We start from the raw sequence: 24395 nt of genomic DNA, 5'->3' as shown, positions 1-24395 counted from the left end.
CCCTCTCGTGATTCGCCCCCCGTCCACCGCACACACCCGGGAAGCCCGATGCCGCACACCTTCGACCTGCTCGTCCTCGGCGACGCCAATCCCGACGTCGTGGTCGGCCCCCTCGACCGGCCGTTGGCCTTCGGTCAGCACGAACACCTCGTCCCCACCGGCCTGCTCACCCTCGGCGGATCCGGCGCGATCACCGCCTGCGGCGCGGCCCGGCTGGGTCTGTCCGTCGCGATCGCCGGCCGGATCGGCGACGACGACGCGGGCCGCTTCGTGCGCGCCGCGCTCGCGGATCGCGGTGTGGACACCTCGGCGCTGCGCGTCGATCCGAGCCTGCCGACGCCGCTGACCACAGTGCTCACCCGCACCGACGGGGACCGGGCCATCGTCACCGCGGCCGGCACGCTGGCCGCGACCGGACCCGACGACGTGCCCGAGGAGTTGCTGCGCCGAAGCCGGCACGTGCACGCCTCCTCCTACTTCCTGATGCCGCGACTCGCGCGGGCGCTGCCCGAGTTGTTGCGCATCGCCCGTGCGGCCGGCGCCGCCACGTCCCTGGACACCAACGACGACCCCATCGGGCGCTGGGACCCGGCCGGGCCGGCCGCCGTACTGCCCGCCGTGGACTACCTGTTGCCCAACGCCCAGGAGGCCCGGGCGTTGGCCGGCTCCCCCGCCGCGACCACCGAGCAGGCCGCCGCGCGGCTGGCCGGGCACGGCCCCGTCGTGGTGGTCAAGGACGGCGGCGCCGGCGCCTTCGCACACGACGGCGCGAACGTGCTGCGGACCCGGGGCATCCCCGCCGAGCCGGTGGACACCGTCGGCGCCGGCGACAGCTTCGACGCCGGCTTGATCGCCGCCCTGCTCGCCGGCGAACCCCTCGCCCGAGCCCTCGATTTCGCCGCCGCGTGCGGCGCCCTGTCCACCCGAGCAACCGGCGGCACCGCCGCCCAACCCACCCGGGACGAGGCGCTGGACGCGCTCGCCCGCAACGGAAAGAACCAGTGATGACCCGCACCAAGATCGTCTTCGTCGGCGCCGGCAGCGTCGTGTTCACCCAGGGCCTGTTGGCGGACCTGTTCGCCTTCCCGGAGTTGAAGGACGCGCACATCGCGCTGCACGACATCGATCCCGAACGCCTGGCCACCGCGCACGGCGCGGCCCGGCTGATCGCCGACGACCGGGGCGCGAGCCCGCTGATCACCGCGCACGCCGACCGCCGCGAGGCGCTGGCCGGCGCCCACTTCGTGATCAACATCATCCAGGTCGGCATGCGCGAGGCCACCCGGACCGACTTCGACGTGCCCGCCGGCTACGGCCTGCGCCAGACCATCGGCGACACCCTCGGCATCGGCGGCATCTTCCGCGCGCTGCGCACCTTCCCGGTGTTGCGCGCGCTGGGCGAGGACATCGCCGAACTGTGCCCGGACGCCTGGCTGCTCAACTACACCAACCCGATGGCGATGAACGTCGGCTACCTCCGGCGCGCCACCGGCCTGACCCGCGTGGTCGGCCTGTGCCACTCGGTCTACTGGACCATGCAGGGCCTGGCCGAACTGGTGGGCGTGCCCTACGAGGAGGTCGACTACCTCGCGGCCGGCGTCAACCATCAGGCGTGGGTGTTGCGCTTCGAACACGCCGGCGCCGACCTGTACCCCAAACTGGACGCGCTGATCGCCCGGGACGAGCAACTGCGGCGCCGGGTACGGGTGGACATGTATCGCCGGCTCGGCTACTACCCGACCGAGACCAGCGAGCACTCCAGCGAGTACGTGCCCTGGTATCTGGGCCACGACAGCGAGATCAGCCGACTGCGGCTGCCCGTCGGGGCCTACCTCGACATCGTCGACGAGAACGTCGCGGCCTACGAGAGCACCCGCGCCGCACTCGCCGCCGGACAGCCGGTGCCGGTGGAGTCGACCATGGAGTACGCCCCGCAGATCATCCACAGCATCACCACCGGCACGCCGCGCACCGTCTACGGCAACGTGCCCAACCAGGGCTTGATCGACAACCTCCCCACCGACGGCGTGGTCGAAGTCCCGTGCCTGGTGGACAGGTTGGGCGTACAGCCGACCCGAGTCGGCGCGCTGCCCGCGCAGTTGGCCGCCCTCAACCGCACCTACCTGAGCGTCAACGACCTGGTGGTGCGCGCCGCGTTGGAGGACGACCCCCGGCACATCCGCCACGCCGCGATGATCGACCCGGCCACGGCCGCCGTACTGCCCGTCGAACGCATCTGGGACCTGTGCGACGACCTGGTCCGCGCCCACGGCAACCTGCTCCAGCCGGCCCTGCGCACCACGCTGGGCCACTGACATCCGGTAATCGACGTGGCCCGCACGGAGCACGACGGAGCCGCAACCGCCGCCCCCCGCGCGCAGCCCCCGTAGGCGCGTCAGCGCCCACGACCCGGGCCGACCCTGGAGATCGACGCGCGCAGCGCGGAGAGCGGCGGAGCCGCAGAACTTGGGCCGGGTGGCCCGGAGCGAAGCGGAGGGACACCCGGCCCGAGCGAGGGGCCGCTTTTTTCTCGGAGGAGCGAAGCGGGGGAGAGAAAAAAGTGGCCCCTCGCGAGCCGGCGCGAAGCGCCCAAAAAGAGCTCCCCCTCGCTCAGTAGTCCTCGTGCGCGTACGGCAGCAGGTCCGTGCGGAGCGCCGCGTCCAGGCGGTGCGCCGCGCCGGGTGTAGTCTCGGTGACCAGTCCGGCGGCCACCAGCCGGCGGATCGGCGTGCCGCCCAGGTAGCAGGTGGCCAACTCGCGTACGTCCAGGGCCAGATCGGGTGCGGCGTCGGCGGCGGTGTAGGTCGCCCCGGTCGGGTCGGCGGTGAACCGGAAGCGGCCCTGGTTCGCGGGCAGCGCGGCGTCGCGCACGTCCAGGACCAGGTCCACCGGCGCCGCCCAGGACCGCGCGGTCAGCGCGGTACGCACATCGACCAGGCGCAGCCGCAGCGCCGGATACTGCCTGGTCACCCGCACCTGATCGCGATCCCCGGCGAACTGCAGCAGCGGATCGTCGAGCGGCCGGGCCCAGGCCACCACCTTGTCGATCAGGTCGATCGAGACGAGAAAGGCCCACAACGCGGCGGCCACCGGGGCGTCCCGCGCCTCCAGTTCGAACACCTGGAGCACGTTGGCCGAGCCGGCGGGCCCCTTGACCTCCTCCACCCGGTAGACGACGTAACCGGCCGGGGTCTCGCCCCGCTCGCCGAGCGCGACGACCCGGATCGGCTCCTCGTCCTCGTCGTCGAGGAGCACCATGGTGCGCCACCACTCCTCGTCCCGGTCCAGTCGCCCGCCCCGCCTGCCCCGCACCGCCGCGTAGACCGGACCGAGCAGGCCCGGCGCCTTGGCCGGGTCGACCAGCCGCAACGGCCGGGGGTCGGGCGTGATGCGCAGGTCGAGCGGCCGGCGGGCGTCGATCTCGATGCTGCACCCGAGGGTTCCGTCGCCGTAGCCGAAGCGGCCGTAGATCGTGTCCTCGGAGGCCCACAGGCAGGACAGCGGCTGACCGAGTTCGGCGCACCTGCGCCACTGCTCCGCGATCATCCGGGTCAGCAGTCCGCGCCTGCGGTGGGTGGGCGCCACGGCGACGTAGTCGAGCCCCGCGCAGGGCAGTTCGCCACCGGGCACGGTCAGCTTGAAGCGGTGCGCGACGACGGCCCCGACGAGGGCGTCGTCCTCGTAGGCGCCGATCCGCCCGCACGCGCGCAGCCTGTCCCGGTGTTGTTTGCGTTCGTCGGCCGAGTCCGCCTCGTGGAAGGCCAGATCGGCGAGATCCACGATGCGATCCACCTGCGACTTGGGGATTTCTCGGATGTCGAGGGTCACCCTCGCGACGCTAGCCGGGTCGGGTTCGCCGCGCATCGAGTTTTCTGCGGGCCTGCCCTGCGCGGCCCGGGCCCGGCCCGGCTCATCCCCCACTTGAGGGATGGGCCGGGGCCCTCGCGCACGCGATCGTCGTCGGCACAGTCACCCGCGGGCCCGAGAAGGCTCGTCCGCGGACCCGAAACGAAAAAGGAGCGGTCATGCGGCTGCGTTTGATCGTCCTGGCCGTCGGCACCTTCGCCATGGGGGTCGACACGTTCGTCATCGCGCCGATCCTGGGGCCGATGGCCGACGACCTCGACGTGTCCCGAACCGCGGCGGGGTGGCTGATCACCGCGTTCGCGCTCGCCTACGCCCTGGGCGGGCCGGTACTCGCCGCCGCCGTCGGACACCGGGCGCCGCGCGGCCTGTTGCTCGGCGGCCTCGCGGTCTTCGCCGTCGGCAACGCGCTGAACGCGGTCGCCGGCGACTACGGCCTCGCGATGATCGGTCGCGCCCTCGCCGGCGCCGGCGCCTCGCTCTACACCGTCAACGCCCTGGCGGTGGCCCGGGCCACCGCCCCGCCGGGGCGGGAGGGGCGGGCCACCTCGGTGGTCGTCGGCGGCCTGACCACCGCGATCGTGCTCGGTCTGCCGCTCGGCGCCTGGCTCGGCTCGACCACCGGCTGGCGCGTGGCGCTGTGGCTGATCGTCGGCCTGGCCGCGGTGGCCGGCGCGGGCATCGCCGCCGTGGTCCCCGACCTGCCGGGGCTGCCACGCCGAACGCTGCGCGAACGCGTCGCGCCGCTCACGGACTTCCGGGTCGTGGTGATCCTCACCGCCACCCTGCTGTGCCTGACCACCAGTTGGACCGTCTACACCTATTTCGACAAGGTGACCCGGCCGGCCACCGACGGCGACGCCGGGCGCACGTCGCTGATCCTGCTGACCTTCGGCATCGGCGCGGTCTGCGGGAACTTCCTCGTCGGCCGCCTGGCCGACCGCTTCGGTCCCGCCCGCACGATCGTGGTCGCCGCGCCGCTGCTCACCGCCGTCGCCGCCCTGGTGCCGGCGCTGTCCCGGTCGATGGCGGCGGCGTGTGTCGTGGTGCCGCTGTGGGGGCTGCTGCACTGGATGATCAACGTGCCGCAGCAGTTGCGGGTCACCGCCGCCGCTCCGGACGCGGTCCCGCTGGTCCTCGGCCTGCACCAGAGCACGATCTACCTCGGGATCAGCGCGGGCGGCGCGGCCGGCGCGGCGGGCTTCGCCCTCGGTGGCCGCGCCGGCATCGGGTGGGCCGCGCTGGCCACGGGCGTGGTCGCGCTGGCCGTGCTGGCCTGGTCGTTGCGGGTCGGGTCGGGGCCTCGGGACGAACTGCGGTCCACCCCGGCCGAGGTGCCGGCGACGTCGGGCTGAGCCCGGGTCCGGAACAACCCGTACGGCCCCGTTCCGGCGGGGCCGTACGGGTGTCGCGCCGGCCACCCACGAGAGCCGGACGGAGTCAGGTAAGGGTTATAGTCTTACTTCACCGGTTACTTCGGCGGAAGGCAACGTGTGCGCATCCCGATGGCCGACTATGTCGCCGGCGCGACCTTCGCATCCGACCTGGTCAATACCTCGCCCACGGTGCGCGCCGACACCGGCGACGCGCTCCCCGATCCGGCCGCGTTGGCGGGCCTCCTGACCGGGCACGACCTGCGGCTCGATGCCCTGGCGGACAAGGGCGCGCCCACCGACGACGACCTCCACGCGGTTCGGCTGCTGCGCCGGGAGGTGCGCGGCGTCGTCGAGACCGAGACGGCGGAGCAGGCCGTCGCGGGCTCCGGTGTGCTCGTCGCCCGGGCGGGGCTCGCCCCCGTCCTGGACCGGGCGGCCGACGGCGGTTGGCAGTGGTACGTCCCGACCGCGCCGGGGGCGTCGCTCGCCGAGGAACTGGCCGCGTTCGTCGCGGTCGGGTTGTTCGGCGCCGTCCGCACCCTCGGCCACGACCGTTTCCGCGCGTGCGCCGGCCCCGACTGTCGCGGCGTATTCGTCGACACCAGCCGGGCCGGCCGGCGCCGCTACTGCCTGCCGGACCTGTGCGGCAACCGGGTCAACGTGGCCAACCACCGGGCCCGGCGGCAGCGGGCGGGGGTGGCCCGGTGAGCGCCGCGATCGAACAACCGCCCCTGACCGGCGCGCTCCGCCTCCCCGACGGGGCCTGGATCCGGGCGCGCGGGCTGCGCCGTCCGCGGCCGGCGGGTCCGACGCCCGACTTCGGCCTCTATCTCGGCGACGAGCGGTTGCGCCGCCGCCACGACGCGGCGCTGACGTGGCCGCACGTCTGGCTCGACTGGCCCGACTTCCGGCTGCCGCGCGATCGGGAGCGGGCGATCCGGGAGATCCGCGCGCTGCACGAACGGGCCCGCGCGGGCGAGGCGGTCGAGGTGGCCTGCGGGGGCGGCATCGGGCGTACCGGGACCGTCGTCGCGTGTCTGGCCGTACGCGCCGGCATCGCCCCTGCGAACGCCGTCGCCTGGGCCCGCGAACACCACCACCGCCGGGCCGTCGAGACACCGTGGCAACGCCGCTGGGCGCGCCGCTTCCCGACGGACGGCTCCGGATCGTCCGGGCCCTACAGGTAATCGTCCAACCGGGCCAGGGCGAAGCCCTGCGCGGTGGCCGTGTCCACGACGCGGCGCAACATCTGGGCCATGTCGCCCTTCCACTGCCCGGGGCCCCGGAAGTGGGTGAGGATGATGTCGCCCGGCTTGAGCCGGTGGTCGTAGCGATACTCGATCCGGTCCGGGAACGCCTCCTGGTTCCAGATCGGGAGCGCCACGATCCCGCACGACTGCGCCGCACGCAGGGTGTCCTCGTTGAACTCCCCATACGGCGGCCGGAACAGCCGCGAGGCGACGCCGATCTCGCGCTCGGCGGTCTCCTGTTCCCCGCAGATCTCCTGCTGCTGGCGCGCATAGCCCAGCTTCCGCAGGTCCGGATGATTCACCGTGTGGTTGTTCACCGCGACACCCTGCTCGTGCAGGCCCCGGAAGTAGTCCCAGCCGCCGCGAGCCAGATAGCCGCTGACGAACGCGCTGAACGGCACGCCCAGTTCGCGGGCCATCCGGGCGAACTCCGGGTCCTTCTCCGCGCCGTCGTCGACGGTGAGGAAGACCACCCGGTCCTCGGTGGGCACCCGGTGCACCACCGGCGGCAGATCGCCGTAGCGGGTCACGCCGGGACCCGACTTCAGCACGGGCCGTGTGGCCGGCGGCGCGGGGGCCGCGATCGGCGCCTCCGCCAGGCCCCACTTGCGCGCGGCGGCGGCCCGACTCGCCGCGATCCGGGCGGCCTCCTGCTGTTCCGCACCCAGCCGGGCGGCCCGGATCCGCGCGTCGGCCTGCTCCCGGACGGCGTCCGGAATCGGCGCGGCCGGTGCGGCGGGCACGCCGGGCGCGTTCGCCGCCGCGATCGGCTGCCCCGGCTTGGTCCGGGGCACGCCGGCGTCCTCGTCCGCGCACCCCGAACCGGCCAGGCAGGCACACAGGCCGAGCGCGACACCCCATCGGGTGAGCGCGCGCCACGACGGGGACCTCATCGCATCCACACAGCTCATGGCGCCCCTTGTTGCCCGCTCCCACCGACTTCGAACCCGGACGTTTGTTCGCCTCGAATGCCTCCATGCCTCGCCCGGCCGAGCGAACCGAGGTCCGGAGCGGCCCGCCCCGTGACGGCACGCGAGCCGGCCACCACTAGGTTTTCGATCATGGACGCGACTGCGGACGACGCGATGGTCCCCCTCCCCGCCGGACGGGTCACCCTGCGCGATCGGCGCACCCAACACAGCTGGTCGGTCGACATCGCGCCGTTCCGGCTCGCGGTGTTCCCGGTCGCCCAGGCGCGGTACGCGCGGGTCACCGGCGAGCACCCGAGCGCCGCCGTCGGGAACCGGCTACCGGTCGAGGGCGTGTCCTGGTACGACGCGGTGCGCTTCTGCAACGCCCTGTCCGCACACGAGGGCCTCACCCCGGCGTACCACCTCGCAGCGGGCGTCGAGCCGGTCGCCTGGGACACCTCGACCGACGGCTACCGACTGCCGACCGAGGCCGAGTGGGAGTACGCCTGCCGCGCCGGAACCACCGGCCCGCATCACGGCCCGCTCGACGACATCGCCTGGTATCGCGCCAACTCGGCGGAGCGTATCCACGACGTGGGCGGCAAGCAGCCCAATCCGTGGGGTCTCCACGACATGCTCGGCAACGTCTGGGACTGGTGTTGGGACCTGTACGACGCCGAAGTCTACGGCGAATACCGGGTGTTGCGCGGTGGCGGTTGGTTCGACGAACACTGGAGCCTGCGCGCCGGCGCCCGTCGGCGCAGCCATCCGAGCTACCGCGTCGACGATGTGGGTTTCCGCGTCGCCCGCTCGATCCTGCCCTGAGCGGGCGACCGCGTCGCAACTGTCTTACACGGACGACCGCGCGGGGCGAATGGGGGCGGCCCGGCGAGCGGACGGGGGGCCGGACGCCGGGCCGCGGCGGGCCCGGCCACGGGGGGAGCCGGCGCCCACTCGCACCACTTTCCGCCCCGGCACCGGTGCCGCACAAGCCCGAACACGCCGACACCGGAGGAAGCCGGCCGACGCGCGCCGTGGGAGCGCGCTCATCGGTATCCGGCGTACCCCGGCGCGCGCCCGGCCCGGGTATGGCCGATTCGATGCCCTCGTCCGAACCGCTCGCACCCGAACCCGGACCGGGGGCCGGCTTGGGCATTACTCCCCAGGTCCCTTGAGCCGACGGCACCGACCACCGCCGAGAGCACCGACCCGACCCCCGCCCCGGCGGCCGGGTCCTCGTCGTGCCCGCGCCGCCCCGCCTCCACCTTCCCGCCCGAACAAGCGTGCCCCTCCGGGTGGTTGACAGTGGAACCGAGATCACCTCTATTATTCTATCCGGAATCATATACGTTCCGAGATGGCATCGCCGATCCGGCGGGCGGTACCAGGCACGAAGGGCGGTGGCGAGTGACGCAGGACGCGGTGACCGCATCGACGGGACGGCGGCCCGGCAAGGTGCTGGCCGTACACTTGAACTACCCCTCCCGCGCCCGCCAACGCGGCCGTGTCCCCGACCACGCCTCCTACTTCCTCAAACCCGGCAGCTCGCTCACCGGATCCGGGCGCGTCGAGCGCCCGGCGGGCGTCGAACTGCTGGGCTTCGAGGGCGAGATCGCCTTGGTCGTCGGCCGCGCCGCGCATCGCGTGACACCGGCCGAGGCATGGGGGCACATCGGCTGGGTCACCGCCGCCAACGACCTCGGTCTGTACGACCTGCGGCACGCGGACAAGGGCGCCAACGTGCGTTCCAAGGGCGGCGACGGCTTCACCCCGCTGGGGCCCATCCTGCTGCCCGCGGCCGAGCTGCGTCCCGAGGCACTGCGTGTACGCACCTGGCTGGACGGCGAGTTGGTCCAGGAGGACACCACCGCGACCCTGCTCTTCGACTTCGCCCACCTGATCGCGGACCTGTCCCGGCTGCTCACCCTGGAGGTGGGCGACGTGATCCTGACCGGTACCCCGGCCGGCGCCGGCGTGGCCGAGATCGGGCAGCGCATCGAGGTCGAGGTGGACAGCCTCGACGACCCGACCCGGTGCACCGGACCGCTGCGCACCGACGTGGTCGCCGGCCCCGCGCTCGCCGGCTGGGGCACCCCTCCGCTCGTCGACCCGGCCACCCGCGCCGACGCCCACGGCGCCGTGCCCGACCCCGCGCTCACCGACGACCTGCGCACCCGGCTCGGCCGGGTCGCGGTGGCCACGCTCAGCGTGCAGTTGCGCGCCCGCGGCTTCGATACCGTCTCCATCGACGGCGTACGTCCGCTCACCCCGGGCACCCGCCTGGTCGGCACCGCCCGCACCCTGCGCTACATCCCGTTCCGCAAGGACCTGTTCGCCGCCCACGGCAACGGCCACACCGCGCAAAAACGTGCCGTCGACAACCTCGAACCCGGCCAGGTCCTGGTAATGGAGGCCCGCGGCGTGGACACCGCCGGCACCCTCGGCGACATCCTGGCCCTGCGCGCCCGCACGCTCGGCGCCGCCGGGATCGTCACCGACGGCGCGGTCCGCGACAGCGCCGCCGTCGCCGCCCTGGGCCTGCCCGTACTGGCCGCCGCCGCCCACCCCGCCGTGCTCGGCCGCCGGCACGTGCCCTGGGACGTCGACGTCACCGTCTCCTGCGGCGGCGCCACCGTACAGGTCGGCGACGTCGTGGTCGCCGACGACGACGGCGCGGTGGTCATCCCGCCCGCCCTGGTGACCGAGGTCCTGGCCGCCGCCGAGGAGCAGGAGGCGCGCGAGCGCTTCATCACCGAACAGGTCGCCCGGGGCGCCGCGTTGGCCGGCCTGTACCCCATCGGCCCCGAGTGGGAACCCGCCTACCGCGCCTGGCGGGCCGCGCTGCCGCCCACCCACGACTCGGCTTCGCCCATCACCCGCGAGGAGTCCCGATGAAGTACCGCGCCGACCCGTCCCTGATCCGCGGCTCGATCGCGCCGCTGGTCACCCCCTTCACCGCCGACGGCGCCCTCGACACCGCCACGCTGCGCCGCCTGGTGCGCTGGCAGCTCGCGGCCGGCTCGCACGGGATCTCGCTCGGCGGCTCTACCGGCGAGCCGTCCGCGCAGACCCTGGCCGAGCGGGCCGAGGCGATCCGGGTGGTCGCCGACGAACTCGACGACCGGGCACCGTTCTTGCCGGGTACCGGTTCGGCCAAGCTGGAGGAGACGTTGGAGTTGACCGGCGTCGCCCGGGACGCGGGCGCCGACGCGGTGCTGGTGATCACCCCCTACTACGCGCGCCCCACCCAGGACGCGCTGTTCTCCTGGTACTCCACCGTCGCCCGCGAATACCCCGACCTGCCGGTGGTGATCTACAACGTGCCGAGCCGCACGGCGGTGGACATCGATCCGCGGACCGTGGCCCGGCTCTTCCGCGCGCACGAGAACATCGTCGGCATCAAGGAGACCACCAGGGACTTCGAACACTTCTCCCGGGTGATGGAGGCCGCCGGCCCCGAACTCCTGCTCTGGTCCGGCATCGAACTCCTGTGCCTACCCGTGCTGACCCTCGGCGGCGCGGGCTTCGTCTCCGCGCTCGCCAACATCGCGCCCGCCGCGGTGGCCGAGATGTACGAGGCGTATCAGCAGGGCGATCTCGGTCGGGCCCGCGAACTGCACTACGCCGTACAGCCGTTGGTGGACCTGCTGTTCGTGGAGACCAATCCGGCGCCGGCGAAGTGGCTGATGCACCGGCGCGGCCTGCTCGGCTCCGACCTGGTCCGCCCCCCGCTGCTGCCGCTGTCCGAATCCGGCCGAACCGCCGTATCCGCCCTCGCGCAGAGCCGGTTCGACCTGCTGACCGACCCCGCCCTTGGAGAATCCGCATGAGCACCACCACGACGACGCCCGTCGAGCCCGCCGAGGTGCCCGCCGGGCTGCCCACCCGGCTGCGTCACTTCATCGACGGCCGACACGTCGACTCCCTGGACGGCGCCACGTTCGAGGTCTGCGCCCCGGCGTCGAACCTGCCCTACGCCACCGCCGCCGCGGGCAAGGCCGCCGACGTGGCGGCGGCGGTGGCCGCCGCCCGTCGTGCGTTCACCACGGGGCCGTGGCCGCGACTGCCCGCCAGGGAACGGGCCGTGGTGCTCAACCGCATCGCCGACGAGGTCGAGCGACGCGATGCGCGGCTGGCCGAACTGGAGACCTTCGACACCGGCCTGCCGATCACCCAGGCGCTCGGCCAGGCGCAGCGCGCCGCCGAGAACTTCCGCTTCTTCGCGGACCTGATCGTCGGTCAGACCGACGAGGCGTATCAGGTGCCGGGCCGCCAACTCAACTACGTGCACCGCCGACCGGTCGGCGTCGCCGGGCTGATCACGCCGTGGAACACGCCGTTCATGCTGGAGTCATGGAAGCTGGCGCCGGCCCTGGCGGCCGGCTGCACCGTGGTGCTCAAGCCCGCCGAATTCACCCCGCTGTCCGCGTCGTTGTGGGCCGACATCCTCACCGAGGCGGGCCTGCCCCGGGGTGTGTTCAACCTGGTCGGCGGGATCGGCGAGGAGGCGGGCGCGGCGCTGGTCGAGCACCCCGACGTGCCGCTGATCTCGTTCACCGGGGAGACCACCACCGGGCGCACCATCTTCGCCGCCGCCGCCCGACACCTGAAGGGGTTGTCGATGGAACTGGGCGGCAAGTCACCGGTGATCGTCTTCGCCGACGCCGACCTGGACGACGCGATCGACGCCGCGCTGTTCGGCGTGTTCTCGCTCAACGGCGAACGCTGCACGGCCGGTTCGCGGATCCTGGTCGAGCGCGGGGTGTACGAGGAGTTCGTCGAGCGCTTCGCCGCGCGGGCCGAGCGGATCGTGGTCGGTCCCCCGGCGGATCCGGCCACCGAGGTCGGCGCGCTGGTGCATCCGGAACACTACGAACGGGTGTTGGCGTATGTCGAGGTGGGTCGCACCGAGGCGCGCCTGGTCGTCGGCGGCGCTCGCCCGGCACATCTGCCGACGGGCAACTACCTCGCGCCGACGGTGTTTCGCGACGTGCCGGCCGATGCCCGAATATTCCGGGAGGAGATCTTCGGCCCCGTCGTGGCGCTGACCCCGTTCGACGACGAGGCGCACGCGGTGGAGCTGGCCAACGCGGTCGACTACGGCCTGGCCGGCTACGTGTGGACCAACGACATCCGCCGCGCCCACCGGGTGGCACACCGGGTCGAGTCCGGGATGGTGTGGATCAACTCGCACAACGTGCGGGACCTGCGCACCCCCTTCGGCGGGATCAAGGCCTCCGGCCTGGGGCACGAGGGCGGCCACCGCTCGATCGACTTCTACACCACGCAGCAGGCGGTACACGTGGCCATGGCGCCACTGCACACGGCCCGATTCGGCGCCGCGTGACGATCACGGCCGAACCCCGCGCGATCCGGCCGTCGGTTCGTCCTCGACCGTATCCGCGCAGGTCGCTCGCTTGCTAGGTTCCGCACAGCTCTCGAAGCCGGTTCCGCGCGACCTCAGGACACCGGCTTCCGCACGACCTCTCAACCGAACAGCGCGTCGAACAGGAGGAGAGCCCCCATGCCCACTCCCGCCGTTCCGCCCCCGCCGCCCGTGCCCGCCGTCCGCCCCGGCACCCCCGCCCCCGTGCCCGAGCCGGCGGGGGCGATACCCCCGCCCGACATCGTCCGGGCCGCCTACGCCGAGCTGGTCGTCACCGACCCCGCCGCGTCCCGGGAGTTCTACGTCGACCTGCTCGGCCTCGTGGTCACCCACGAGGACGAGGACGCGGTGTACCTGCGCGCCTTCGAGGAGTACCTGCACCACTCGCTGGTGTTGCGCCGCGGCGCGAGCCCGGCGCTGGCCGCGCTCGCGTACCGGGTGCGCTCGCCGGGGGAGGTCGACGCGGCCGAGCGCTACTACCGGGCCCTGGGCGTACCGGTGGAGCGCCGCGCGGCGGGCGCCACCCGGGGGATCGGCCCGGCGGTACGGGTGCTGGACCCGCTGGGGTTCCCGCTGGAGTTCTTCTACGCGGCCGAGCACGTGCCGCGCCTGCACCAGAGCTACGACCTGCACGGTGCGGGCGCGATCGCCCGGCTCGACCACTTCAACATTGTGGTGCCGGACGTGGCGCGGGCCGAGCGCTACTACCGCGACCTGGGCTTTCGGGTGACCGAGGACATCCGGGGCGCGGACGACACGCTGTACGCGTCCTGGTTGCACCGCAAGGACACGGTCCACGACATCGCGCTGACCGGCGGCGACGGTCCCCGGCTGCACCACATCGCGTTCAGCACCCACGAGCGCGGCCAAGTGCTGCACGTATGCGATCTGCTGGGCGCCCGGCGCCGGTCGGCGCACATCGAGCGCGGTCCGGGGCGCCACGGGGTGTCCAACGCGTTCTACGTGTACGTGCGTGATCCGGACCTGCACCGCGTGGAGATCTACACCACCGACTACTACACCGGGGATCCCGACCACCCGGTGCTGTCGTGGGACGTGCGGGACAACCAGCGGCGCGACTGGTGGGGCAATCCGGTGGTGCCGTCGTGGTACGCGGAGGCGTCCACGGTGCTGGACCTGGCCGGGAAGCCGCAGCCGGTGTTCGCTCGGGAGGAGAACCACGAGGCGGAGGTGACGGTCGGCGCCGACGGCTTCTCGTTCGCGCGCGACACATCGCCGCAGGTGGGGTCCCCGCCGTGAGCATCCACCCCTGGTGTAAGATCCGAAATCGTATCCGAAATAGTCGAGTGGAGAAGTAGGATGCGCACACGGCAGCCCCTCGCCGTCACCACCTATCCGAGCGTCGGGCCCTCCGAAGAGGTCGGGGAGTCCGAGCAACCCCCGGTGCTGCTCGTGCACGGGTTCTGTTCCGACGCCCGCCGCTCCTGGTTGGAGACGGGCATGGTGACGGCGCTGATCGACGCCGGCCGCACCGTCATCGCGCCGGACCTGCGCGGACACGGCGCCAGTCCGGCCCCGACGAGCGGCGACGAGGCGGACGCGAACACCACCGTCGACGATCTGCTCGCCGTGCTCGACGCGTACGGCGCGGAGCGGGTCGACATCATCGCCTACTCCCTCGGCGCCCGGCTGATCTGGGCATTGGCCGAACGCGCGCCGGAGCGGGTGGGTCGCGTGGCGTTCGGCGGCATGAGCCCGGTCGAGCCGTTCGCCGCCGTGGACGTCGCGGAACTGCGCCGGGTCGTACGCGGCGAGGCGACCACCGCCGATCCGCTCACCGGGATGATCGCGGGCCTGATCCGCGCCGAGGGCGACCGCGCCGACGGGCTGGTCACGTGTGTCGAGGGCCTGCGGAGCACACCCTTCGAGCCCACGCCATGGGCCGGCCACACCCCGCCGTGGTTCGTGGTCGGCACCGACGACCCGATGACCCGGGACATCGACGTGTTGGTCGCGGCGGCGGCCGGATCACGCATGGTCGTGGTGACCGGCGACCACCACGGCGTCCTGGTCAGCCCCAACTTCCAGGGTTTGGCCGTGTCGGTCGTCGGCCGCTGACCCACCCGCCGCATACCGCGCGCACCGGATGACGCCGGGCCGGGACACCGTGTCCCGGCCCGCGACCGTATCCGGTCGAGACTGAGGAGACCGTAGTTGAGCCCCGCAAAGGCAACCGCCGCGAGCAAGGCGTCGAAGTCGTCCAAGTCGGAGATGTGTTACGAGCTGCTGCGCGGCCGGATCCTGGACGGCACCTACGGCCCCGGGTACCGGCTGGTGTTCGACCAGCTCGCCCGCGAGGCGGGAGTCAGCACCATCCCGCTGCGCGAGGCGGTGCGCCGGCTCCAGTCCGACGGCCTGGTGGAGATCGTCCGCAACGTCGGCGCCCGGGTGGCCGTGTTCGACCGCTCGCAGGTCGAGCACTCGCTCAACGTGCTGGCCCGCCTCGAGGGCTACGCGACGGCGATCTCGGCGCCGCTGATGAGCCCCGAGAACATCGCCGAGGCGAGGGCGATCAACGACCGGATGATCGAGGCGCTGGCCGACTTCGACCCGACCGCGTTCACCGCGCTCAACCGGAGGTTCCACTTCTCGCTCTACGCGCATTGCCCCGATCGGCACCTGAACGCGCTGCTCGAATCCGAGTGGGCCCGCCTGGACCACATGCGCCGCTCGACCTTCACCTACGTCCCCGGCCGGGCCCGCACCTCGGTGCGCGAACACGAGCACCTGCTCGACCTGATCGGCGCCGGCGCGGACCCCGGGGAGATCGAACGTGCGGCCTGCGCCCACAAGATCGCCACCGCGGCGGCCCTGCACCAGGCCAAGGCCGGGACGCCGTAGCGGGACGCCGAGAGCCCCGGTCGAACCGGCCGCGGGGCGCCGAAAGCCCCGGCCGGTTCGGCCGGGGCCCGGGTACGCCGGCTGCGGCCGGAGCGAGGTCGCGCCGTCAGCCGACCCTGCGCCCGAAGCGCAACTTCCAGGGCGTCAGGGCGGATTCGATCTGCACGGCCAGGCTCATCTTCGAGGCGCCCTCGGCCCGTTCCTCGAAGCGGATCGGCACCTCGACGATCCGGAGCCCGCGCTTGACCGTGCGGTGGTTCATCTCGACCTGGAACGAGTAGCCGTTGCTGTGGATCGACGGCAGGTCGATCGCCCGCAGCGCCGACGTCCGCCATGCCTTGAAGCCGGCGGTGGCGTCCTTCACGCCCAGCCGCAGGATGGCGTTGACGTAGTGGTTCGCCCACGTCGACAGGAGCTTGCGGTACCAGGCCCACTCCGCGGCGGTCGAGCCGCCGCGCACGTACCGCGAGCCGATCACCACGGCGGCGTCGCCGGTGCGCAGCGTGTCGAGCATGGTCGGGATCACCGCGACGGGGTGCGAGAGGTCGGCGTCCATCTGGATCACCACGTCGGCGCCCTCGTCCAGCGCACGGGTGATCCCGGCGACGTAGGCGCGGCCCAGCCCGTCCTTGTCCCTGCGGTGCAACACCCCGACGAACCCCGAGGACTCGGTGGCGAGCTTGTCCGCCACCTCGCCGGTCCCGTCGGGCGAGTTGTCGTCCACCACGAGCACGTGCAGGTTCGGCAGGCCCAGATCCGCGAGCAGGCCGACCAGAACGGGCAGGTTCTCCCGCTCGTTGTAGGTGGGAACGACGACGACGATCCTCGCGAAGGTCTCTACCACGATCCGGTTCCCGCGCGATCTCCCGGAGCATCGCGCGGCGGCGCCCAGGCACCGGCGGACGACAGGTCTGTATGCATGAGGCGCGAGTCTATCGGCGCCTGGGCGCCGGCCGTCCGCACCCGAGCGGCGTGTCCGCCCGCGCGGCCGGCGGCACGGCGACCGGGGGCGGCTCCCGGTCGCCGGGGCCGGGTGCGCCCAGTCGCCGTGGCCGGGCTCAGACCAGCAGTTGGCCGCCGTCGACCTGGACGATCGTGCCGGTGATGTGCGCGGCGGCGGGTGAGGCCAGGAACACCGCGAGCGGGGCGACGTCCTCGGGGACCGCGATGCGGCCGAGCGGGATCCGGGACTCCCACGCCTGCCGGGCCTGCGGGTCGTCCATCAGGCCGGCCGTCATCGGGGTGTGCACCGGGCCGGGCGCCACGCCGTTGACCCGGATGCGGTGCGGGGCCAGCTCGATCGCGCCGGTGCGGGTGAGCGCGTCCACCGCGGCCTTGGTGGCCTCGTAGTGGCCGAGGCCGGCGGTGGGTTGCCGGGCGCCGATCGAGCTGATGTTGACGATCGCGCCGCCCGCGTCCTCGGCGATCATCCGGCGGGCCGCCGCCGCGGTGACGGTGAACGTGCCGCGCAGGTTGACCGCCACCACGGTGTCGAACACCTCGATCGGCAGGTCGACCAGGAGCCCGCCGCCCGCGACCAGGCCGGCGTTGTTGACCAGGACCGCGAGCGGGCCCACCTCGGCGAGCACCCGATCCAGGGCGGCGGCCACCGACGCGGGGTCGGTGATGTCCATCACGACCGCGGTGCCGCCGATCTCCCCGGCGACCTCGTCCGCCGCGGCGGCGTCGATGTCGGCGATCACGACCCGGTCGCCGCCCCCGGCGAAGGCCCGGGCGACGGCCGCGCCGATCCCGCTCGCGCCGCCGGTGACCACGACCACCCGGCCCGGCCGCGCGTCCGGGGCGGTCATCGGGCCTCCGCCACGATCACCCGGGGGCTGCCGGGCAGTTCGAGCACGTCCACCGGGTGCCAGCCTGCCTCGACGAGCCATTCCTCGACCTCGGCCCGCGGATACACGGTGGTGCCGTCGATGACCAGGTACTCCCCGGCGTGCAGCGTGTCGATCAGGCGCGGCGTCCCGGTCGGCTCCAGGAAGAAGTCGAGCAGCAGCAGCCGGGCTCCGGGCTCGGCGGCCTTGCGCGCCGCCGCCACGATCCGCCGGTTGTGCTCGGGGTCGAAGCGGTGCACCACGTGTTCGAGGAGCACCAGGTCGAATCCGGTGGGCACCTCGCCGGACAGCGGATCGCCGCCGACCACCTCGACCCGGTCCTCGACGCCGGCGGCGGCCAGGGTGTTCTCCGCGTGCCCGACGAGGTCGCCGTCGGACATGAACGTCGCGGACAGCTCGGGGTGCGCGCGCAACGCCTCGGCCAGGAACGACCCGGACAGTCCGGCCAGGTCAAGCACCCGCCGGTGGCCGCCGAAGTCGTAGCACCGGACCAGCATCGCCGCGTGCAGCGCGTTGTAGGTCATCACGCCGCCGAGGAAGGTGCCGAGACGGTCGCCGCCGAGGTCCAGCGGGGCGGGGCGGGCGGTGCGCGAGGTCTCGCCGAATCCGAGCCAGTGCGGGTAGCTGACGCCGTCGAGGAAGGTCAGGAACGGGCGCAGGTCCACGCCCTCCCCCGAGCCGGCGAGATGGTGCGCGGTGGCGGGCGAGTTGGCGTAGCCTGCGTCGCCTCGCTCCAACAGGCCCAGGCCCACCATGGTGTCGGCCAGGATCAGTGCGGTCCGCGCGGGCAGTCCGGTACGGGCGACGATCTCGTCGAGCGGCGCGGGGCCGTCGGCCAGGGCCGCGAACAGTCCGGCCTCGCCGGCCGCGAACAGCTGCTTGGCGGCCATGTATCCGATCGCGACATCGACGATGGGAGCCGGATCGACCGCGGCCCGGGCGTCCGAGGGAACTGGCATGCGGATCTCCTCGAGGGGCAGGAAGTTGGTATCTGGAATGCTATATGATTACCGATGCCATCAACAATGCCGATCTTCGTGGAGGACCCGTGACGCGCTCCCCCGGCAGCAGTCCCGTGCCCCGTCGCCGCCTCGGCGCGCACGGCCCCGACGTACCGGTCCTGGGCCTCGGCTCGTGGAACACGTGGGACCGGATGCGTCCCGCCGACGCCGTCGCGCTGATCCTGGACGCGCTGGAGCACGGCGTGGAGTTGTTCGACGTCGCGCACTACGACATGGGCCCGCACGCGGAGAACGCCCGCACGGACCTGATCTTCGGAGAGGCCATCCGCGAGGCGGGCGTGGCCCGCGAGGACTGGCTGCTGTGCGGCAAACTCTGGCTCTGGGAATACCCGAGGAAGGGCTTCGCCGAGCAACTGGACGTCGCCCTGGACCGGATCGGCACACATCGCGCCGACCTGGTCGTGGTCGGCGACTTCTTCGGCGAATTGCCCATCCCGGCCGTGGTCGCCGACGTCGCCGAACAGATTGCGGCGGGCCGGTTCACCGCGTGGGGCGTCAACAACTGGTCCGCGCGCGACGTGTGGACCGCCCGCCGGTTCGCCGCCGCCGAGGGGCTGACCCCGCCGACGTTCGCCCAACTCAAGTACAGCCCGGCCCGCCGGGCGGTGGCCGAGGGCGCGCCGTTCGCCGAACTCTTCGCCGACGGGCTGGCGTTGCAGGCGTCCGACGTCCTGGAGGGCGGCATCCTGGCCGGCAACCTGCACCCACAGCGCAAAATCGGCGCCGACCCCGGCAACCTCCGCGACCGCATCCGAGAGGTCTACCCAAAACTCGCCCACGCGGCAGCCGAGTTCGACGCCACCCCCGCCCAACTGGCCATCGCCTTCTGCCTCACCCACCCGGCAGTAGCCACAGTCCTCTTCGGCACCAGCCGCATGTCCCAATGGCACGACAACCTCAAGGCATTGACCCTCGTAGCCAAACACGGCCCCACCCTCCGCGACGCCATAGCGGACGTCTGGGTCGACGCCGACGTCATGAACCCGGCAGCCTCCGGCGCCTGACCCCGACAGCCCACCCAACGACCCCGCCGGCGCCCAAGACCACAACCAACACCAAACCCCGACCGAACTCCCCCTTCAGCCGGACCAACACTCAAGACCACCCCAACAAAACACCAACCGACCGGGCTCCCCCTACAGCCCGGCCGGCGTTTGAGGCCATCCCAAGCCAACCAACACCCAACGCCGGCCGAACCCCCACACCGGCCCGCACTTGAGGCCAACCCACCCCACCAACACCAAACGCCGGCCGGACTCCCCCTACAGCCCGGCCGGCGTTTGAGGCCAACCCAAGCCAACCAACACCCAACGCCAGCCGAACCCCCCGCAGCCCGGCCGGCGTTTGAGGCCAACCCAAGCCAACCAACACCCAACGCCAGCCGAACCCCCCGCAGCCCGGCCGGCGTTTGAGGCCGACCCGGGTCAGCCGACACCCAACGTCGGCCGAACGCTCACGGCCCCTCCGGGGACACCACCTCGCGGTCCGCGTAAAACGGCACGAGGCGCGCCCGCAACGCCGTCGCCCCGACCCGCTCCAGCAGCCGCAACCCCCCGATGTTGTCGGCCAGTTGCGACACCTTCGTCGCACCGAACAGCACACTCGCCGTAGCCGGATGCGACAGCGCGAACGCCACGCACACCTGTGCCGCCGTCGCGCCCAGATCCGCCGCCACCTCGGCGATCCCGGGTGCGGAGGCGATGATCCGCTCCCGCACCCCACCGGGATCCCGCCCGATCTCCCGCGCCGGGGCCACCCTGCCCGCCAGAATCCCGCCCTCCAGGACATCGGATGCCTGCAACGACAGCCCCGCCGCGAACAGTTCCGCGAACGGCGCACCGTCCGCGATCGAGCGCCGGCACGGGCTGTACTTGAGCTGCGCCACCTGCGGCCCCGGCGACCCGGCGGCGAGCGCGTGCCCCCCGATGGTCCGAATCGCGGTCGCCGACCAATTGTTCACCCCCCAGTGCCCGATCAGCCCACTCTTCTCCAGCTCGGCCAGATCCCCCGCCAGTCGGGCCAGATCCAGATCCGGATCCCGGATGTCCCCCAGGATCGCCAGGTCGGCATGATCCGTCCCGGCCCGGAACATCGCCCGCTCCACCTGCTCGCGCAGCGACTGCGCGGGATACCCCTCCAACCAGATCTTGGTCGACAACTGGTAGTCCGTACGGGCCAGTCCCGCCGCCCGCACGATCGCCGAGAACAACACGTCGGTGAACACCGGCCGCTGCCCGGGAATCCCGTACACCGCGACGTCGAAGAGGTTGACCCCCCACTCCACCGCCCGCGTGACCAGGTCCACCGCGTCGTGGAAGTCCATCCGGTCGTAGGTGTGCCACGACCCCAGCGACAACAGCGGCACCTGCGGCCCGTCCGCACCCAACCGACGCCGCGGCACGATCGCGTCGGAGCCCGCACTCCGCCCGCCGGCCTCCGACGCCGCATCCACCGGCTCCGCGCCTGGCGACGCCGAGTCCTTCGAAGTCTCACCCATTGCAATGGTCCTTTCGGCACCGCGAACATCCTCGCGGGCCATCGATCTCGGGGACGATACGGGACGTCACGGCAGCCAGGGGTGCACGACCGCCTTGACCTGCTCCTGCCGATGCATCGCCGCGAGCGCGTCGGTCGCGCCCGACAGCCCGACCGGAGCGGCGAACAGGCGATCCCACGCGAACCGGTCACGAAAGTCGCGCAGGAACTCGACGGCCCGGTGGTAGTCGCCGACATCGCCGTTGAGCGAGCCGACGACGTTCAGTTCCTTGCCCATCACGGTCCCGAGCGGCAACCGCTCCGGGGTGGGACCGGTACTGCCGACGATCACGAACGTGCCGCCGAACGCGGCGAGATCGACCGCCTCCACGCCCACGCCGGGCGCCCCGGCCAGGTCCAACACCAGGTCCGCGCCGCGCCCCCCGGTGGCCTCCTGTACCGCCTCGCGCCGCTCGGCCGCGTCGACCGCCAGGCCCAGGGTCAGGTCCGCGCCGAACTCCCGGGCCAGGTCGAGCCGGGCATCGGGCGCGCCGATCGTGATCACCGTCCGGGCCCCGCTCGCCCGCGCCATCGCCCCGGCCACGATGCCGAGCGCCCCGGCGCCCTGTACCACCACCGACGCCCCGGGCCGCACCCCGCCGGCCCGGTCGAACGCGTGCAGCACGGTCTTGACCGCGCATCCCGCGCACGCGGCCCAGGTGTCCGGCACGTCGTCCGGGATCACCACCTTCTCCGCGCGCGGCCCGACATAGGCGAACTCGGCCAACCCGGCCGTGGCGTACGGCCATTGGTCCGCACGCTGGCGAAATCCATAGCCCCGATCCACGCACCCCACCGGCTGGCGCAGCACCGTACAGGCGTAGCAGGTCCCGCACGTGGACTCGGACCAGCCGATGCGATCGCCCACCCGCAACACCCGGCCGAGCGCGTCGGTGGCGCCCACCCCCACCGCCTCGACGGTGCCGGTCATCTCGTGGCCGAGCACCATCGGCAACATGCCCGGGAAGCTCATCGCGCCGCGCCACAGGTGCACGTCGGTGGCACACAGTGTGGCGCAGCCGATCCGGACCAACACCGCGCCGGGCTCGCAGCGTTCGGGCAGCCCGATCTCCTCCAGGGTCAGCGGTTCCTCGTGCGCGCGCAACACCGCGGCGCGGGTGGAGCCGTCCGGGACGGCCCGGGTTCCCATGATCATCAACGCTCTCCGGTTCTGTGTGTCATCGACTGTGCGCGCATCGGGTCCGGCTCATCGGCTGTGCGCGGTGTCCCACACCTCGTGCCGGCTGCGCCACCACAGCAGCACCAGGATCACCAGGAAGGGGATGACGCCGCGGTATTCGCGCACCTCGCTCAGCGAGGCGGAGACGCCTTCCAGGCAGCCGAGCAGCAGCCCGCCGCCCAGGGTCAGCGGCAGATTGCGGAACCCGCCGACCATGGCGACGGCGAGCGCGGTGACGATCAGCTTGCCCAGGGTGGAGAAGTCGCCGCCCAGGCGCGGCGCGACCAGGATGATCACCAGCGCGGTCAGCGCGCCGATCGCCACCCACACCGCGGTGGCCAGGCGCGGCGCGGAGATGCCGACCACCTGGGCGGTGCCGGGCCGCTCCGACAACGCCTGCAGGCGCAGCCCGACCAGCGTCCGGCGCAACATCACCTCGACGCCGACGGTGATCGCCACCGCGAAGGCGAGCGAGACCACCACGGCCCAGGACACGACCACGTCGCCGATCCGGAACACCGCCCCGTCGAAGGGCGCGGGGAAGCGGCGCGCGCCGGTGGAGGTGGCGCCGAACAGCCGCAGGCCCACCGCCATCACCGCGACGTACACGGCCACCGTCACCGCGGCCTTGGTGCGTTCGTTGTGCTCGCCGAACCAGCGGATCAGCACCGCGCCCAGCACACCGGACAGCGCCGCGCTGACCGCGACGCCCAGGAACAGCGCCGGCCACACGTTCAGGCCGTCGTCGGTCAGCGACACCATGGTGAAGGCGCCCATCGCGCCGACCGCGGCCATCGCGAAGTTCACCACGGCCACGAGTCGGTAGGTCAACACCACGCACAGTCCCAGCAGGGCGTAGCCGCCGCCGCTGCTCAGGCCCGCGATCACAGAGTTCAGCATGTCGACACCTCGTTCTCGGGCGATCCGCGCGGGGCTACTTCTTGCCCGGCACGATGAAGCCTTCGGGCAGTACCTGCCACTTGCCGTCGACGGCCTTGACGAATCGGCTGCCCTGGACCGGGTTGTGCCTGTCGTCGGGGCCGAACACCCAGGGGGAGCCGACCATCGGGTAGTCGATCGGGCTCATCTTCTTGAACGCCTCGGTAACCGTCTTGCGGGTGATGTCGCCCTTCATGCCCTTGAGCACCTGGACGAAGACGTCGGCGGCCATCACCGCGCCCTGGCTGAACGCGGTGCGCTGGATGCCGCGCTTGTCCATCAGTTCGGCCCAGCGCGCGTTGCCCGGCAGGGTGGTGTCGGTGTACGGCTGCCATTCGGTGCCGACGTAGGCCCGCATGCCCGGGGGCACCAGCTTGGCGTTGGCGTCGGTGTAGCTGTTCGCGCCCATGATGAAGTCGACGTTCTGCATGCCCTGGGTCTGCGCCTGGGCGAACCAGGGGCCGACCTGCGCGTTGTAGAGCACGGCCTGGCAGCCGGCCTGTTTGGCGGCGATCAGGTGCGGGGTGGGATCGCCTTCGCCGACGGCGGTGTCCTTGGCGGCGAGTTGTTTGCCGGTGAGGGTCTCCCACTCCTTGATCGCGTCGCTGATGCCGCCGCCGCTGCCGGGCAGGGTCGTGTAGTACAGACAGACCTTGTCGTGGTGCAGCGTCTCGGAGGCGTAGTAGAGCATCGCGGTGAGCAGTTTGAACGGGCCGGGGTTGACCGGCGCGATGTCGGGGCTGTTGAAGCACGCGGGGTCGACGCCGACGGCCGGGATGGAGACGATCTTCGCGGTCTTGTACGCGGCGCGATTGACCCCGCAGTCGACCGCGCTGGAGGAGCCGACCAGGGCGACCACTCCCTTGGACTGCACGAGTTCGACCTCGTTCTCCGTGGAGCGTTGCGGGTTCATCGCGTCGTCTTTGCTGATCAGTTCGAGTTTGCGGCCGTTGATCCCGCCGGCCGCGTTGACCTCGTCGAAGACGGCCTTGACCGCCTGCGGGACCTCGGGGGTCTGGAACAGCCCGGTGATTCCGTTGATCGAGCCGACCTTGATGGCGCCTTTGGTGGAGCCGCCGTCGTTGCCGTCGTCGGCGGCGCAGGCCGTCGCGGCGAGGGTGAACGCGAGCGCGAGCACGGCCGCGGCCGGTCGGCGCACGAGGGAACGCTTCATGGGAACGTCCTTGTCTTCGTGGGGGGTTGGATCGGCACGGGGTCGA

Annotated in this window: 22 protein-coding genes; 13 read left to right on the top strand and 9 right to left on the bottom strand. The window is 72.5% G+C overall.

What is annotated here, in order from left to right:
• The first annotated feature begins 48 nt into the window (after positions 1 to 48).
• A complete protein-coding gene (locus ACMXN5_RS43480) occupies positions 49 to 1005 on the top strand; it encodes a carbohydrate kinase family protein (protein ID WP_439680383.1) in 957 nt (318 codons plus the stop codon).
• Positions 1005 to 2315, top strand: coding sequence for an alpha-glucosidase/alpha-galactosidase (locus tag ACMXN5_RS43475; RefSeq protein WP_439680382.1), 1311 nt, complete (start codon positions 1005 to 1007; stop codon positions 2313 to 2315). The genes ACMXN5_RS43480 and ACMXN5_RS43475 overlap by 1 nt, the downstream gene beginning before the upstream one ends.
• Before the next feature lie 295 nt (positions 2316 to 2610).
• On the opposite strand, the gene ACMXN5_RS43470 is transcribed toward ACMXN5_RS43475, so the two are convergent.
• A complete protein-coding gene (locus ACMXN5_RS43470; protein WP_439680381.1) occupies positions 2611 to 3864 on the bottom strand; it encodes a GNAT family N-acetyltransferase in 1254 nt (417 codons plus the stop codon).
• A gap of 161 nt (positions 3865 to 4025) precedes the next feature.
• Here ACMXN5_RS43470 and ACMXN5_RS43465 point away from each other — a divergent pair, with 161 nt between their 5' ends.
• The 3 genes from ACMXN5_RS43465 to ACMXN5_RS43455 all read left to right on the top strand — a co-directional run bounded on the left by ACMXN5_RS43465 (position 4026) and on the right by ACMXN5_RS43455 (position 6427).
• Entirely contained in the window at positions 4026 to 5219 is a 1194-nt protein-coding gene (locus tag ACMXN5_RS43465) for an MFS transporter (RefSeq protein ID WP_439680380.1), read from the top strand.
• Positions 5220 to 5357: 138 nt separating this feature from the next.
• Positions 5358 to 5948: a CGNR zinc finger domain-containing protein gene (locus tag ACMXN5_RS43460; protein ID WP_439680379.1), complete on the top strand. Its 591-nt coding sequence runs from the start codon at positions 5358 to 5360 to the stop codon at positions 5946 to 5948.
• Positions 5945 to 6427, top strand: coding sequence for a protein-tyrosine phosphatase family protein (locus tag ACMXN5_RS43455; RefSeq protein WP_439680378.1), 483 nt, complete (start codon positions 5945 to 5947; stop codon positions 6425 to 6427). Before ACMXN5_RS43460 ends, ACMXN5_RS43455 begins: the two co-directional genes overlap by 4 nt.
• Here the strand turns inward: ACMXN5_RS43455 and ACMXN5_RS43450 are convergent.
• Positions 6418 to 7383, bottom strand: coding sequence for a polysaccharide deacetylase family protein (locus ACMXN5_RS43450; RefSeq protein ID WP_439680377.1), 966 nt, complete (start codon positions 7381 to 7383; stop codon positions 6418 to 6420). The two genes, ACMXN5_RS43455 and ACMXN5_RS43450, sit on opposite strands and share 10 nt — an antisense overlap.
• A 168-nt stretch (positions 7384 to 7551) precedes the next feature.
• Here ACMXN5_RS43450 and ACMXN5_RS43445 point away from each other — a divergent pair, with 168 nt between their 5' ends.
• The 7 genes from ACMXN5_RS43445 (at position 7552) to ACMXN5_RS43415 (ending at position 15649) form a co-directional block, all read left to right on the top strand.
• Positions 7552 to 8226, top strand: a complete 675-nt coding sequence (locus tag ACMXN5_RS43445) for a formylglycine-generating enzyme family protein (protein WP_439680376.1) — start codon at positions 7552 to 7554, stop codon at positions 8224 to 8226.
• Between the two features lie 582 nt (positions 8227 to 8808).
• Positions 8809 to 10296, top strand: coding sequence for a fumarylacetoacetate hydrolase family protein (locus ACMXN5_RS43440; protein ID WP_439680375.1), 1488 nt, complete (start codon positions 8809 to 8811; stop codon positions 10294 to 10296).
• A complete protein-coding gene (gene dapA / locus ACMXN5_RS43435) occupies positions 10293 to 11231 on the top strand; it encodes a 4-hydroxy-tetrahydrodipicolinate synthase (RefSeq protein ID WP_439680374.1) in 939 nt (312 codons plus the stop codon). The genes ACMXN5_RS43440 and dapA overlap by 4 nt, the downstream gene beginning before the upstream one ends.
• Positions 11228 to 12748 carry a 5-carboxymethyl-2-hydroxymuconate semialdehyde dehydrogenase gene (gene hpaE / locus ACMXN5_RS43430; RefSeq protein WP_439680373.1) on the top strand — a complete coding sequence of 507 codons (1521 nt, stop codon included), beginning with the start codon at positions 11228 to 11230 and terminating at the stop codon, positions 12746 to 12748. The genes dapA and hpaE overlap by 4 nt, the downstream gene beginning before the upstream one ends.
• A gap of 177 nt (positions 12749 to 12925) precedes the next feature.
• A complete protein-coding gene (gene hpaD, locus ACMXN5_RS43425; protein ID WP_439680372.1) occupies positions 12926 to 14047 on the top strand; it encodes a 3,4-dihydroxyphenylacetate 2,3-dioxygenase in 1122 nt (373 codons plus the stop codon).
• A 60-nt stretch (positions 14048 to 14107) separates the two neighbouring features.
• The gene (locus ACMXN5_RS43420; protein ID WP_439680371.1) at positions 14108 to 14866 is read left to right on the top strand and encodes an alpha/beta fold hydrolase; all 759 of its coding nucleotides are present in this window, start codon (positions 14108 to 14110) and stop codon (positions 14864 to 14866) included.
• Between the two features lie 96 nt (positions 14867 to 14962).
• Complete coding sequence (locus ACMXN5_RS43415; RefSeq protein ID WP_439680370.1) at positions 14963 to 15649, top strand: GntR family transcriptional regulator; 687 nt, start codon at positions 14963 to 14965, stop codon at positions 15647 to 15649.
• 106 nt (positions 15650 to 15755) lie between these two features.
• Here ACMXN5_RS43415 and ACMXN5_RS43410 read toward each other — a convergent pair whose 3' ends face one another.
• The 3 genes from ACMXN5_RS43410 to ACMXN5_RS43400 form a co-directional block, all read right to left on the bottom strand.
• On the bottom strand, positions 15756 to 16493 hold the full coding sequence (locus ACMXN5_RS43410; RefSeq protein WP_439680369.1) for a polyprenol monophosphomannose synthase: 738 nt from the start codon (positions 16491 to 16493) through the stop codon (positions 15756 to 15758).
• Between the two features lie 214 nt (positions 16494 to 16707).
• The gene (locus ACMXN5_RS43405) at positions 16708 to 17460 is read right to left on the bottom strand and encodes an SDR family NAD(P)-dependent oxidoreductase (RefSeq protein ID WP_439680368.1); all 753 of its coding nucleotides are present in this window, start codon (positions 17458 to 17460) and stop codon (positions 16708 to 16710) included.
• Positions 17457 to 18458 (bottom strand): methyltransferase, encoded by a 1002-nt coding sequence (locus ACMXN5_RS43400; RefSeq protein ID WP_439680367.1) that lies wholly within the window; start codon positions 18456 to 18458, stop codon positions 17457 to 17459. The genes ACMXN5_RS43405 and ACMXN5_RS43400 overlap by 4 nt, the downstream gene beginning before the upstream one ends.
• 89 nt (positions 18459 to 18547) lie before the next feature.
• Here ACMXN5_RS43400 and ACMXN5_RS43395 point away from each other — a divergent pair, with 89 nt between their 5' ends.
• On the top strand, positions 18548 to 19525 hold the full coding sequence (locus tag ACMXN5_RS43395) for an aldo/keto reductase (protein ID WP_439680366.1): 978 nt from the start codon (positions 18548 to 18550) through the stop codon (positions 19523 to 19525).
• Between the two features lie 449 nt (positions 19526 to 19974).
• On the opposite strand, the gene ACMXN5_RS43390 is transcribed toward ACMXN5_RS43395, so the two are convergent.
• The 4 genes from ACMXN5_RS43390 to ACMXN5_RS43375 form a co-directional block, all read right to left on the bottom strand.
• Positions 19975 to 21018 (bottom strand): aldo/keto reductase, encoded by a 1044-nt coding sequence (locus ACMXN5_RS43390; RefSeq protein ID WP_439680365.1) that lies wholly within the window; start codon positions 21016 to 21018, stop codon positions 19975 to 19977.
• 66 nt (positions 21019 to 21084) lie between these two features.
• Positions 21085 to 22212: a zinc-binding dehydrogenase gene (locus ACMXN5_RS43385; protein ID WP_439680364.1), complete on the bottom strand. Its 1128-nt coding sequence runs from the start codon at positions 22210 to 22212 to the stop codon at positions 21085 to 21087.
• A 51-nt stretch (positions 22213 to 22263) separates the two neighbouring features.
• Entirely contained in the window at positions 22264 to 23136 is an 873-nt protein-coding gene (locus ACMXN5_RS43380; RefSeq protein WP_380034171.1) for an ABC transporter permease subunit, read from the bottom strand.
• 34 nt (positions 23137 to 23170) lie between these two features.
• On the bottom strand, positions 23171 to 24349 hold the full coding sequence (locus ACMXN5_RS43375; protein ID WP_439680363.1) for an ABC transporter substrate-binding protein: 1179 nt from the start codon (positions 24347 to 24349) through the stop codon (positions 23171 to 23173).
• Positions 24350 to 24395: the final 46 nt, after the last annotated feature.

The sequence above is a fragment of the Embleya australiensis genome, assembly GCF_051903075.1.
Classification (GTDB): Bacteria; Actinomycetota; Actinomycetes; order Streptomycetales; family Streptomycetaceae; genus Embleya.
This window is presented reverse-complemented; position numbering and strand designations above follow the sequence as displayed.